The sequence below is a fragment of the Luteolibacter sp. SL250 genome (genome assembly GCF_026625605.1).
Taxonomy (GTDB): Bacteria; Verrucomicrobiota; Verrucomicrobiia; order Verrucomicrobiales; family Akkermansiaceae; genus Luteolibacter.
This window is the reverse complement of sequence record NZ_CP113054.1, coordinates 45,883-58,689: the sequence shown is the minus strand read 5'-3', so window position 1 is coordinate 58,689 and position 12,807 is coordinate 45,883. Positions and strand designations below refer to the sequence as shown.

Below are 12,807 nucleotides of genomic sequence, written 5' to 3'. Positions count from 1 at the left end.
TCATAGATTGAGGAATCTCCGCAGGGACTCCCCCATGTGATCAACGGAACCGCAGGCATCAAACGTGCGTTCCGCTTCCATCCCGAGGGTTGCCGCAAACCGGTCGTCATCCAGCAAACGGGCGAACGCGTCCGCCATGGCCTGTGGATCGGCGGGAGGGACAAGCAGGCCGTTCACTTCATGGCGGACGATGTCGGGAATGCCTCCCACCGTGGTCCCGACGAATGGCTTCCCACAGGCGAATGCCTGCAGGGCGGACTGTGGAACCCCTTCGCCACCGGTGCTGGCCAGGGTCATGATGTCCGCCGCCTGGAACCATGGATAGGGATCCTCCACATGTCCGGTGAAATGGATCCGGCGGGAGACTTCCATGGCCCCTGCCTTTTTCCGGAGTTCCGTCCCCATGTTGCCATCCCCGACAATGACGAGGTGGAGATCCGGGCGCCCGGCGGCGGCCAGGCCGAAGGCATCCAGCAGATGGACGTGCCCTTTCCAACTTCTGAGGATGGAAACCTGGCAGATGATCCGCGCATTCCGTGGCAGGCCGAGACGGGAACGGATCTCATCGTGTGCGTTGTGGTCCTTCGGCGAGGATACCACCCCGGTAGGGACGGAGCGGATGGCGTCTTTCCGGAGTTTGAAGCCGCGGTAAAGCTCGTCGGAGATCGATCTGGAGGTGGTCACCACCCCCGTGGCAAAGCGACGGTAGATCACCTGGTTCCAAGGGGATGTCCGGACGGGGATGCTCACGTGCCGGTAGCGCACCCTTCGTTTCACGCCGGCTGCGGTGGCGGCAGCCAGGGCAACCCGGCTGTCGATGTTCGAGTGGGTGGCCACGAGGGCCGGTTTCAGCTTCCGGAAGATCCGGAGGCAGGCCATGAAATCCCGGAGTTGGGAGCCCCGTTTGAAGGGAACCGGCAAGACGTCGAAGCCTTCCCTCCGGAAATGCTCCGCCAGAGGCGAGTCACCTTTTGCCAGCAACAGGCACCGGAAGCCCTGGGCCCGGAACCACCGGCACTCCGTGAGGATCCGCATTTCCTGCCCGCCCCAGCCATGCGAGGCTTCGGTATGGATGATGGTGTCCATCTACGGAGATCCTTCACGCCTCTCGCTGCAGGTGGGTGCCGACGGCACGTCGGCCGGGGGCGAGTGCGGCGTATTTCAGCCAGACTTCCTTCGCGCAGGAACCGGCGATCCTGGCGCCGAGCACTCCACCCATCACCCCTCCTTTCAGGATGTAGTTGCGGAAAAACCTCCAGCAGGAGCGTGCGGCGGCGGACGCCAGCGTGCATCCCCGGCCTGCCGAACTCTCCTGCGCCGCCCAGAGCTGCGCATAGCGGGCGATCCTGAGGGTCCGGTCCTTCCAGCCTTCGTAAGAGAAATGCGGCAGCTCGGAATCCAATCTTCCGGTCGTCCCGTCGATCCGGACCGACTCATGGACTTCCTTTTTCTCGATCGACCAGGAGTCCGCCCGGAACAAACGGGTCACCCGGTCCGGATACCAGTCGCCGAACCGGATCCACCGGCTCTCGAAATACATCACGCGGCTGATCCTGTATCCCGCGTGGTCCGGTGCGCCGTTGGCAAAGAGGCCGCGCAGTTCGTCCACGATTTCGGGTGTCACGATTTCGTCCGCGTCGATCCACAGGATCCACGGCTGGCTGGCCATCTGGAAATGCTCCCTACGGGTTTCGGAGTATCCCGCCCAACGGGTGGTGCGTACGGTCGCTCCGAGCTGTCCGGCCCTGGCGACGGTGTCGTCGCTGCTGCCGGTATCGAGGACGATCCATTCGGCGAATTCACCGATTTGCTGGAGGGCGGATTCCATGCGGTGGCCTTCGTTGAGGCACATCATGCACACGGAGATGGGCAGCGGGTTCCGGTTTTGGATCATGGCGTGGCGGGTTCGGGGATTGCGGTTCGGATGAATTCGATGGTCGCGGTGACGTTCCGGGAAACGGTGTGATGCCCGCGGATGCGGGACAGCGGGGCACGGGCCGCCTCCCTGATCCCAGGTTCGGTCCAGCGTTCCATGGCCTCCGCCCAAGCATGGGTCGTCCGCGGGACTGGGATGACCTCACCGGAGCCATCGTGATCCCTGAGTACCTCCGCGAAGCCGTTCGCATCGGTCGTCAGCACCGGAAGGCCGAAGGCAGCGGCCTCCAGACAGGCGTTGGAAAACGGATCGTAAAGGGTGGGCAGTACGAAAACATCGGCGGCCAGATAGAGATCGGTGGGGTCCGGGACGGGGCCGGTCAGATGGATTCCAGGTTGCGCGGTGCGGCGTGCCCGTCCCTTGCCCGCGATGACCAGATGGCAGCCGGGCTTCGCCAATGACAGGAAGGCGTCGATGGCGGTCTGGGCGCCTTTCCTTTTCCAGCCGGAACCGACGAAGAGAAAGACGACATCATCCTCAGGGATTCCCAGCCCGGCCCGCTTCGCCGAACGGCGGACCGCCCGTTCTCCGGCAGGGATGTCAGGAGCGTCGTAGCCGTTGGGAATCACGGCGATCTGTTCCCGGCGGATGTGATGGTAACGGACCAGTTCGTCCGCAACCATGCCGCTGTTCGCCACGATCTTCAGGCCAGGGCCGCCGAACATGGCGGCCTCCCGCGCGAGGATTCCACGGTGCAACGGACGGCTTCTGCGGAAGATGCCGCGGACGGTTCCTTCCTCCCGGTCGAGCCGTTCCAGCCATGCGGCGTGGACGCCGTCACCCGCCCGGAAGACATCCGCCCCCGGAATCCTCTCCATGGAGAACAACACCGCCCCGGGATGACGGGAGCGGATGCCATCCAGGCAGCCGGAGGGGTCCGGTGCTCCATCGATCCTTTCGATGGGGTGGCCATTCCATGCTTCCGCGGGCCAGGTCTGGTCAGCGAGGATAACGACCCCGATGTTCTCCGACTCCAGTCCATCGGCGAATCTCCGGAGATACCTCTCCGCGCCGCCGGTGGCGGACCAGCCGCGGCGGTAGATCAACAGCTTCGGGGGTGCGGAGCAACTTCTCACGGTCTGGCGGGAAGGTGGAGCGGATCCGTGCGGCCGTGGAGCGGCGGCTGGTGCCGGTTTCTTCACACGCCGTCCGCCGGATGCCGTGGAAGGAAAAGGGAGGGGAGGGATTTCCGCGCGTGCCAACAGCAGGGAACCGCGCTTTATTCACTTCATGAGGGAAGATCTTCTCAAGAATCCGGTGTTCGCCATGGCGGCGGAGCAGTTCGACCAGGTGGCCGATTTCCTGAACCTGACCGATGACATCCGGGAACGCTGCAAGTGGCCGAAACGCCTCATCACCGTGACCGTGCCGATCAAACGGGATGATGGACGGACGGAGATGTTCTTCGGCCACCGGGTGCAGCACCACCTGACCCGCGGCCCGGTGAAGGGCGGACTGCGCTACCATCCGGCGGTCGATCTCGGGGAGGTCGCCGCGCTGGCCATGTGGATGAACTGGAAGTGCGCGCTGATGGATCTGCCGTATGGCGGCGGAAAGGGCGGCATCACCTGTGATCCTCGGACCATGTCGGAGGGGGAGCTGGAGCGGCTCACGCGGCGCTACACCATGGAGATGATCCCGTTCATCGGCCCGGAGGTGGATGTGATGGCTCCGGACATGGGGACGAATGAGAAGACCATGGGCTGGATGACGGACACCTATTCCACCCACGTCGGCCACCTGGTTCCCTCGATCGTGACCGGAAAGCCGCTGACCCTCCAGGGATCGGCGGGACGCACGCAGGCGACGGGCCATGGTGTGGCCTTCCTCGCTTCCGGCGCGCTCAACAAGCTGGGCATGGCGGTGGAGGGTGCGACGGCGGTCGTCCAGGGGTTCGGCAACGTCGGTTCGCACGCGGTTTTCACGCTCGCCTCCTACGGGGTGAAGATCCTCGGTATCTCCGACGTGAACGGCGGGATCTGGAATCCGGGGGGCATCGATGTGAAAGCTCTCCGCGCTCACTACGATGAACATCGTACGTTGTCCGGATTTGCAGGGGCGGATGCCATCGGTGGGGCGGAGATGCTGGAGCAGCCGTGCGATGTGCTGGCGCCGTGCGCGCTCGACCGCGTGATCACCGGGGAGAATGCGGCCAGGCTGAAGTGCCGCATCCTCGCGGAAGGCGCCAACGGCCCGACGACCCCGGACGCGGACCGCGTCATCGACGCGAGGAATGACATCTTCGTGATCCCGGACATCCTGTGCAACGCGGGCGGCGTGACCGTGTCCTACTTCGAGTGGGTCCAGAACCTCCAGCGGTTCCAGTGGACGGAGCGCGAGGTGATCACGAAGCTGGAGACCCTGCTGCATGCCAGCTTCGAGAAAGTGACCGGATTTGCCCGGCGGAACGGCATCTCCCACCGCATGGCCGCGCAGGCCATCGCCATCAAGACGGTGGCGGACGCGAAGGCGGCGCGTGGTCTTTTTCCGTGAGATGAAAATAATTTCCGGAGTTGGTGAATATCCGTGCGGGCGCTCCGTCAGAGATTCCGTAACCGAGATACCAACTCATGAAAACCATCGCCTCCGCCATCGCCGCCATCGCCATGATCGCGGGTTCCGCTTCCAAGTCCGAAGCCCGCGAGCATTGCCGTGAATCCTACCACGGCAGCAGTGTCTACATCAGCGGCCGTGCCTCCTGTGGCACGCCGATCTACACCGAGCGCTACGTGGTCCACATCGACCGCTACGGCCACGCCGTCTGGGGCACCCGGATCCTTCCCGTCAGCTACCACCACAGCCGCGGTGGCTACGGTGGCTACCGTACCGGTTACGGCCGCGACCGCTGCGATGACCGGGGATACCACGGCCGCGGACCTTCGCCCCGTGATTTCCATGACGCGCGCCGCGATCATGTGCGCCGGGTGATCGGCGGCATCTTCCGCTGATCCTCAGCGGTCCACCAATCCCGATATCCTGATGTCTCCTCCGAGTTGCCGGAAGGAGACATCTTTCATTTTGAGGGACGGTTCCAATCCCGCTCCTGCCAGCCCGGGTGACGGGCCACCGCAGAGCATCGGCGCGTAGTAGATGACGGCCTCGTCGATGAGGCCCTCTCCGATCATCGCGGCGGAAAACACGCCGCCGGCCTCGATCATCACGCTCAGCACGCCTTGGTCACGCACCAGGGCACGCAGGGATTCCGCGATGCCGGAACGGGGGCGGATGAGGGTGCGGTGCCGCCATTCATCGGACAGCAGCGGGGCATCCACGGGCAGGGAAGATGGGTGGTCGGTGAAGATCACGCGCCATGGCTGGGTCCGGCCTTCCAGCAGTTCCGGAACACGGATGGTGAGTGCGGGGTGGTCGCGGCGGACGGTTTCCCCGGTGGTGAGGATGGCGTCCACGGTGGAGCGGAGTTTCTGGACATCCAGCCGGGCGTCCGGACCAGTGAGCCACTGACCTTCACCCGGAGGGCGGGTGATGCGGCCGTCCAGGCTCATCGCGGTCTTCCAGATGATCCAGGGCAGGCCGGTTTCCTTCACCTTGAAAAACGGCAGCAGGATCCTGTCCGCCTTTTCCTTCAAGATGCCGGAGGCGATTTCGATTCCCGCGTCCCGCAGGATGCTGTCCGCGCGTCCGGCATGGGACGGGTTGCGGTCCACGGTGGCATAGACCACGCGGGAGATGCCGGCTTCGATGAGGCCGTCCGTGCAGGGCGGGGTGCGGCCATGGGTCGAGCAAGGCTCCAGCGTCACGTAGGCCGTGGCACCGCGTGCTCCGGCATTGCCATGGCGTATGAAAACATCCGCCAGCGCCTCGCGCTCCGCGTGCGGTCGGCCCGCCGCATGGTGGTAACCACTGCCGAGCAACACATCGTCCTTCACGATCACGGAGCCGACGGGTGGATTCGGAGCCGTCCGGCCGATGCCCTTTCGGGCTTCCGCCAGAGCTAGCTCCATCCATTCCGCGTCGGACTTCATGGGAGCGGGGCTTTCTTTGGCGGAGGAGGTTGTTCGCCGGGAGAACGGACCACATTGACGTGCAGTGGGACGTCCGACTTCAGGTGAAGATCCCTCTGCGGGAACGGAAAGTCGATGTCGCTCTCCTCGAAGCGCTTCTGGACCATGATGCGGACATCGCTCTCCACCTGCTCCGGATTGGTTTTACCGTCGAAGGCCGTCCAGAAATACAGTCTGAACAAGATCGCATTGTCCGCGAAGTCCTGGAGGATGACCATCGGAGCCGGGTCCTTGAGGATCAGGCCGTGTCTTTCCGCGCACTCCGTGAGAATCGTGATCACCTGGGAAACAGGACTTCCATAGGCGACTCCGATCATCACGGCCCGTCGGCTGGAGCGGTTTGAGAGGGTGAGATTGGTCACCGAGTTCTCCAGGAAGACCGAGTTCGGGACCAGCGTTTCCCGACCGTCCGGTCCCCGCAGTACGGATGATCTGGTATTGATCTCCGAGATCGAACCGGCAAGACCGCCGATATCGACGATATCCCCGACCCGGATCTTCCGCTCGAACAGCACGATGATGCCGCTGATGAAATTCTTGATCAGGGTCTGCGTGCCGAAACCGAGGCCGATGGCGAGGGCACCACCGAAGAACGCGAACACCGTGAGCGGGATCCGCAGGAAATGGAGCGTGGTGAGGGCCAACACCACTCCGACCACGATCATCATCCAGTTCCGAAGCGTGTTCGCCTGGGCTTCGGCGATGTGGCCGCGTCCGACGATGACCCGCTGCACCCGCCGGCTGATCCTGGAGGAAATCATGTATGCGACGACGAAGAACGCCAGTGCGCTGAGGATCACGCCCAGTGATACGGCTTGTGTTTCCTTGATCGGAACACCGGCCACATCGCGGACGTTCTCGAACTTCATCACCTCGAACGACCAGAGCCGCTTCGCCAGGGTCCACAGGGAAGTCCCGGAATCCGAAAGGTTCTCCAGCACGCCTCCGGCCTTCTGCCCGTCTTCGAATCCCTCGATCCATCTGCTGACATTCTTGCGGTGGGTGATGACGGTCTGTGCCACACGCTGCAGGAACGCCTGTTTCTCCCAGAGTACCTTGCGCTGGTCCGCCAGAGCAGGCTGCCGGGGGTCATCCGGAGGGATGGCGGAGGCATTCGAGTCCTGGGCGGAGAGGTCCGCATTCAGCGCGGAAATCTCGTTCCCGCTCACCGTTTCCCACGCTTTGAGCCGCGTCAGGAATGAACCCAGTGCCTCCCGGGCGGCCTCCCGTTCGGTGCGGTCCTTTGACTGCAGCAGAACCCGGCGGTTTTCGTAGGCGGAAGGGATGGCGGCTTCCAGCGCATCGAAGGACTCCAGATTTTCAGAGATGTATTGGAGGGTGTTCAGCCGTGTCTCTGCGGCGGAGAGCCTTGCGGAGGCGACACCCAGCTCCGGGGTGGGATTTGCCTGAGCGCTTTCGGTGTTGAGCTGGTCGAAGGCGGCCTTCGTCCTGTTCTTCGCGGTGGAAGCATCCCGGATGCGGGTGCTGAGTTCGGTGATCTCCTTGCGGATGCCGGCACGCCGTTCGTCGGATGCCTTGCGGACGGTTTCGAGATCTTCATCCGTGAATCCCACGTTCGTGCGGACGGCGGAGATCTGGCGGTCCAGCAGCGCCAGCCGTGAGGTCGAAGCGGTTGCTTGTTCCGAGAGCAGATCCAGGTTGGCGCGGATGAACAAGGCGCGCACGGAAAAGAAACGGGCTTTCGCACGGGCTGCATCCAGCCGCCACTTCGCGGCTTCGTCCGCCGGTTCTTTTTCCGTCAATGCGATGGCTTTCCGCATTTCCTCCTCCGCTGCCTTCGTCTCCGCTTCCAGCCCATCCAGGGAGCGCATGAAGGTGGACGATGATGACTTGAAAGTGAGGTCCTTTTCCTTCGCCGCCTCCCGCTGGTTCACCAGATCATCCAGCTTGAGGATTGAGTAGGGTGGAGCTTCGGGGAAGCCGGTCCACGCCAACCGCGCCGCCTCCGCCTCCTTGAGCGTGGCCTTGGCTTCCGGGATCTGCTCCAACAGGCCGGTGGTCCGCGCGATGGTCCGCACCATCTGGTCCAGGTCCCGCCTGCGGTCCGCCAGTGCGGATGCGGGGATGCCTTTGGGAAGCTGGGCCTCCGCGGCGGGATCCTCAAGGCGGGCCAGGGACGCCCTGGCTTCCTTCTGCCACTCCGCCAGCCTGTCCCGGATCTGTTCGGGGGTTTCTTCCTTGGGGGCTGCGGCGGTGCCGCCGCTCTTGGTGGGAATACCCGGGATCTGCGCCACGCCGGGCGCCACAAGCAAAAGAAAGAGAAGGCAGGCAGTTCGGAGCAGCATGGATGTCAGATGTCGCCGCGTTCGTCTTTCTCCAGTTGGATGCGGTCGGCCAGGTTGCGGGCCTTCACCCGGTTGTTGCGCTTCGCCCATCGTTCCACGGCCATCTGGCGTTTCTTCGCACGCTTCCGGAGTGCGGCGATCTCGGTTTCGAGGTTCAGGAAGCTCTCGTAGCGCCCGGCATCCAGCTCACCCTTGTCCACGGCGGCACGGATGGCACAGCCGGTGTCCTTGCGGTGGGAGCAGTCGGCGAATTTGCAGTCGTGCGTGAGGGCATCCACATCCGCGAAGCTTTCGCGCAGCGTCTGCTCGTCGGTCCACATCTGGATCTCCCGCATGCCCGGGTTGTCGATGAGCATGCCGCCGGAATCCAACGGCACCAACTCGCGGGAGGTGGTGGTGTGGCGGCCCTTGCCGGTGGTCTCGTTGACCTCGCCGGTCCACTGCCACTCTTCGCCATAGAGTTGGTTGACCAGGGTCGATTTCCCGACGCCGGACGAGCCGACGACGCACATCGTCACGCCCTTCTTGAGATACTTTTTGAGAACCTTCAGGCCCTCCCCTTTGATGGCGCTGGTGATGTGAACGTCCGCCTCATCCCACAGCGCGGAGATCTCCTCCGCGGCCCGCTTGTTCTCCTCCTTGGTGAAAAGGTCGGACTTGTTCACCAGCACCAGCGCCTTCGCGCCGCTTTTGCCGATGAGCGAGAAATACCGCTCCATCCGCCGCAGGTTGAAGTCCGGGCCGGCGTCCGTCACCACCGCGACGATGTCCACGTTCGCGCCGATGACCTGCGCCTCGGAACTGTTGCCGGGCATCTTCCGGGAAAAGCAGGTCCGGCGGGGCAGCATCGCGCGGATCACATGGTCCTGGTTCTCGTTGCCGGGTTCCACCGCCACCCAGTCACCCACGGCGGGCAGGTCGGCGTCGCACTGCGCTTCATGCCAGAGGCGGCCGCAGAGGATCACATCGATCTCATCGCCGTCCTCGAGGAAGGCCCCATAGTTGATGGGGGTCTCCCGGATCAGGCGTGCGGGCACCCAGCCTTTCGCCCGGTAGGGGGCGAAGGCCGCCTTCAGTTCATCATTCCAACCGAGGTCACGCAGGGTCATCCGTCGGGACAGGCTAGCCGGGATAAAGCTCCTGTCGATTCCCGGATTGGAAACAAAGATGAAAATCACACTTTCCAGTCTCAATAAGCATCCCTTATTGTCGCGCCTATGGATAGTTCCGTCCAAGCACGACTCGATGACTTCATCCGCCGGAAAGGCCTGCGGAGGACCAACCAGCGCGACGCCATCGTCCGCGCGGTGTTCTCCAAGGACGAGCACTTCACGGCGGAGGAACTGTTCGAGCGTGTGCGCAAGGCGGACTCCGACACCTCACGCGCCACCGTCTACCGGACGCTGGGCCTCTTGGTGGAGGCGAATCTCCTGCAGCAGATCGACCTGGGCGACAACCAGACGACCTACGACCCCAACTTCCTCGACAAGCCGTCGCACAACCACCTCGTCTGCATCGACTGCGGCCGCGTGGTGGAGTTCGAGGACATGAACCTGGATCTGCTCAATGACTGCGTGACCCGCCGGCTGGGATTCAAGCCGCTGCGCCAGTCGATCAAGATCGAGGCGAACTGTGAGCAACTGCGGTTGAAAGGCCGTTGCCCGAACCTGATCGCCAGCCGCCTTTCCGGAAAGCGGCTGCGGAAAAAACGCTGACCTCCACCGGAGGCGCGGGCACGAAAAAGCCCGGCTTGCGGGCCGGGCTTTTCGTATGATCGGAAAACGGGATGATCGGGAGGCCGATCAGCGCTTGGCGACGGCACTGAGGTTCGGACGCTGGCGGACGATGTTCGCGAGCATCTGGCTGCAGTGGCTGTATTTGGTGCGCTGGGCGAGGATTTCCGCGGAACGGGTGAAGGATCCCCACTGGACGATGGTGACTTCCACATTGCGGCGGCCCCATTGGTTCATGACATCCTTCGAAGGCTTGTAGATGTCGATGGTGCCGGTGCCGGTGAGGGCGGAGCCGTAGTCATCGATGACGTAGAGATACGGAAGGCCGGTGATCCGGAATACGGTGCCCACCGGGTAGAAAGACCAGTCGGCGGCGGCGCTGCGGACGCGGTCGGTGTAACGGAGCTGGGTGCCGGTGGCATTCTTGCTGCCGTAGACGATGTGGTCGTCCTCGCTGCAGGTGTAGGCCGTGGTGCGGACCAGGCGGCTGCGTTCGCTGAAGGCGTAGACCGGCATCTTGTGGCGGTCTTTCGGCTTGGCGGCGGCTGCAGAAACCACCCCTGCGGACGGAGCGGAGACCGGGAAGCTGTCGGACTTGCCGAAGCTGAAGACCTTGGAGGAGGAAGAAGCACCGGAGCGGATGTCGGATTTCGACAGGACGTTCGGGCCGGAAGAGCAGCTCGAGAAGAGAACTGCGGTGAAAGCGATGAGGGAAAGGGAAAGAAGCTTTGGGATCATGCAGTGTTGGTTGGAGGCTGCGGCTGATGATGGGATTTTTGTCCGTGCATCTTCTAAAGCCCATTGCGTGCCGCGGCAACCCATTAAGTCCAACTGTTAGAATGCCTTAAGTAAATCGGCGGGTATATTTTTAAAAACCAGCGACTTAGCCTCCGGACTTTTTTCGGGGAAATTTCGCCCCGGACCCATCCACAGGGGATTGCGGACCCCGGTCAGGCCCCCCGGTGCGGCGAGGGCAGCCACCCCTTGGCACCGATGCTCCGCCTGCCGCTGGCCGTGAAAAAACCCTCCAGACCCTTCCTTCCCCGCAGGTCATGGATGGCTGCCGCGGCGGTCCGCCACCTCCAGCGGAAGCCCGCGTCGCGCAGCCGCACAGGTTCCGCCCAGCGGCTTTTCAATACCAGCTCCGTTTCGGTCCTCATGAACCATGCGCCGATCTCCAGCATCCACTTCGCTGCGGGCAGGCCGAAGGGCATGCCCGCCTCCCGGCGGAAGATCCGCATCCACTCCCGGTTTTCCGGAAACTCCGGGGCGGTCACATTGACGGTGCCGTGCAGAAAAGGATCCGCGATGGCGAAGTCCACGGCGCGCAGGAAGTCATCCATGTGGATCCAACTGATCCGCTGGCGGCCGTTGCCCATGGTCCCACCGAGGCCGAGAGCGGCCAGGCGGCTGAGGACCTGGTGGACGGTGCCTTCTTCGTTCGCAAGCACCATGCCGATCCGCAGTGCCAGCTTGCGCGTGGCGGCGGGGACCAGCGCGCCGAAAAATGCCTCCTCCCAGGTGCGGGCGACATCGCACGAGAATCCCGTGCCGTGTTCCCCCAGCCAGTCGTCCTGCGGCCTGTCCTCCGCGTGGCGGTACCAGGTGGCGGTGCTGGCATTGAGCCATACCTTCGGAGGCACCTTGCACCCGGCGATGGCGCGGCCGATCGCCCGCGTGCTGTCTTCCCTCGAGCGAAGGATCTTCTCCCGGTTCTCCGGTGTGTAGCGGCAGTTCACGCTGGCACCCGCCAGATTGATGACCGCCTCCGCCCCCTCCAGGGCGAGCGTCCACGGGCCGTCATGCTTTCCGTCCCACTCCAGGAACATGCCGTCGCCGCTCCAGCCGTCACGGCTGCGGGCGATGGCCACCACCTCCCTGCCCAGGAGGGTGAAATGGCGGCACAGGTAGCGGCCGAGGAAGCCGTTGGCTCCGAAGATCACGATGCTGTTCGTTGTCATGGCAGTGGGGGTGGTGGGGTGTGGAACTTGAAAGGACTGTCGATCTGGCAGGTGCCGGTCTGGCACCGGGGCTGCGGCTGCGTGCGGATGGCCTGCGCGAGCTGTTCGTCATGGCGCAGGTGCAGCAGCCGCGAAATGGTCAGGCGGTTTTCCGCCAGCAGGTGGATCGCCCGCTTCACCAACGGCCGGAGCAGGGGGCTTTTGAAGCGGTAGCTCCACGGGCGGTACTCCCGGGTGATCCACAGGCAGGTCAGCCAGGCCGTCTCGCCCTGCCACCAGCTCCCGTCATCCGCGAGCACGACCACATCCTTTCCCGCTCCCATGTCCCACAAGCCGGGAAAGAGCCGCACGGCGGCGGGCGCGTTGTAGGGGATGAAGCGGGCCTCCACATACTTCGGCTGGCGGTTCAGCCATTCCTTGAAGGCGGCGCACAACCCGCATTGCGGATCATGGAAGATGGTGAGTGTTTTCATGGTGTCGGGGGCGTTGCAGCCATGCGGCGATGGCGGTGATGAATCCGTGGCCGGCTCCGATGAGAAGGCCTTCGGTCCCGATGGTCCTGAAGATCAAAATGAAGCCGAAACCTCCGAGGATGGTCCCCGTTGTCAGGGCGACCGCAGGGTGCCAGATCATTTCGCCGGGACGCCTGTGATAGATCAGAAAGATCGGGAGGCCGGTGATGAGGTAGGTGATGAGATGGATGCCGACGACCAAGCCGAGGATGTAGGGGACATGAATGCCGGGCTTTCCCATCGAGAGGATGAAAAACAACCAGCACAGCGCCGGAACTCCCAAGGCGAGGGGCAGACTCTTCAGCCAGGCTTTCAGGGCATTCATGAAGGTGTGGGG

Annotated in this window: 13 protein-coding genes; 3 read left to right on the top strand and 10 right to left on the bottom strand. The window is 63.7% G+C overall.

The features are described from left to right. From OVA24_RS00275 to OVA24_RS00265, 3 genes are read right to left on the bottom strand one after another with little or no spacing between them, the layout of a single operon-like run. A complete protein-coding gene (locus OVA24_RS00275) occupies positions 1-1,086 on the bottom strand; it encodes a glycosyltransferase family 4 protein (RefSeq protein ID WP_267672344.1) in 1,086 nt (361 codons plus the stop codon). A gap of 13 nt (positions 1,087-1,099) precedes the next feature. Continuing rightward, entirely contained in the window at positions 1,100-1,894 is a 795-nt protein-coding gene (locus OVA24_RS00270; RefSeq protein WP_267672343.1) for a glycosyltransferase family 2 protein, read from the bottom strand. Beyond that, positions 1,891-3,012 (bottom strand): glycosyltransferase family 4 protein, encoded by a 1,122-nt coding sequence (locus OVA24_RS00265; protein WP_267672341.1) that lies wholly within the window; start codon positions 3,010-3,012, stop codon positions 1,891-1,893. Before OVA24_RS00265 ends, OVA24_RS00270 begins: the two co-directional genes overlap by 4 nt. Before the next feature lie 154 nt (positions 3,013-3,166). Between OVA24_RS00265 and OVA24_RS00260 the strand changes: the two genes are divergently transcribed. Next, positions 3,167-4,429 carry a Glu/Leu/Phe/Val family dehydrogenase gene (locus tag OVA24_RS00260; RefSeq protein ID WP_267672339.1) on the top strand — a complete coding sequence of 421 codons (1,263 nt, stop codon included), beginning with the start codon at positions 3,167-3,169 and terminating at the stop codon, positions 4,427-4,429. Between the two features lie 77 nt (positions 4,430-4,506). Continuing rightward, positions 4,507-4,884 (top strand): hypothetical protein, encoded by a 378-nt coding sequence (locus OVA24_RS00255; protein ID WP_267672337.1) that lies wholly within the window; start codon positions 4,507-4,509, stop codon positions 4,882-4,884. Between the two features lie 3 nt (positions 4,885-4,887). Here OVA24_RS00255 and ribD read toward each other — a convergent pair whose 3' ends face one another. From ribD to rsgA, 3 genes are read right to left on the bottom strand one after another with little or no spacing between them, the layout of a single operon-like run. Continuing rightward, positions 4,888-5,919, bottom strand: a complete 1,032-nt coding sequence (gene ribD, locus OVA24_RS00250; RefSeq protein ID WP_267672335.1) for a bifunctional diaminohydroxyphosphoribosylaminopyrimidine deaminase/5-amino-6-(5-phosphoribosylamino)uracil reductase RibD — start codon at positions 5,917-5,919, stop codon at positions 4,888-4,890. Continuing rightward, complete coding sequence (locus OVA24_RS00245) at positions 5,916-8,264, bottom strand: mechanosensitive ion channel domain-containing protein (protein WP_267672333.1); 2,349 nt, start codon at positions 8,262-8,264, stop codon at positions 5,916-5,918. Before OVA24_RS00245 ends, ribD begins: the two co-directional genes overlap by 4 nt. Before the next feature lie 5 nt (positions 8,265-8,269). Then, positions 8,270-9,373: a ribosome small subunit-dependent GTPase A gene (gene rsgA, locus OVA24_RS00240; protein ID WP_267672331.1), complete on the bottom strand. Its 1,104-nt coding sequence runs from the start codon at positions 9,371-9,373 to the stop codon at positions 8,270-8,272. Between the two features lie 108 nt (positions 9,374-9,481). Here rsgA and OVA24_RS00235 point away from each other — a divergent pair, with 108 nt between their 5' ends. Further along, complete coding sequence (locus OVA24_RS00235; protein ID WP_267672329.1) at positions 9,482-9,979, top strand: Fur family transcriptional regulator; 498 nt, start codon at positions 9,482-9,484, stop codon at positions 9,977-9,979. Between the two features lie 87 nt (positions 9,980-10,066). Here the strand turns inward: OVA24_RS00235 and OVA24_RS00230 are convergent, their stop codons facing one another. From OVA24_RS00230 to OVA24_RS00215, 4 genes are all read right to left on the bottom strand, one after another. Continuing rightward, complete coding sequence (locus OVA24_RS00230) at positions 10,067-10,735, bottom strand: 3D domain-containing protein (protein WP_267672327.1); 669 nt, start codon at positions 10,733-10,735, stop codon at positions 10,067-10,069. Positions 10,736-10,947: 212 nt separating this feature from the next. Further along, complete coding sequence (locus OVA24_RS00225; protein WP_267672325.1) at positions 10,948-11,958, bottom strand: TIGR01777 family oxidoreductase; 1,011 nt, start codon at positions 11,956-11,958, stop codon at positions 10,948-10,950. Further along, a complete protein-coding gene (locus OVA24_RS00220; RefSeq protein WP_267672323.1) occupies positions 11,955-12,431 on the bottom strand; it encodes a DCC1-like thiol-disulfide oxidoreductase family protein in 477 nt (158 codons plus the stop codon). The genes OVA24_RS00225 and OVA24_RS00220 overlap by 4 nt, the downstream gene beginning before the upstream one ends. After that, positions 12,406-12,795 (bottom strand): hypothetical protein, encoded by a 390-nt coding sequence (locus OVA24_RS00215; RefSeq protein WP_267672321.1) that lies wholly within the window; start codon positions 12,793-12,795, stop codon positions 12,406-12,408. Before OVA24_RS00215 ends, OVA24_RS00220 begins: the two co-directional genes overlap by 26 nt. Positions 12,796-12,807 lie beyond the last annotated feature (12 nt).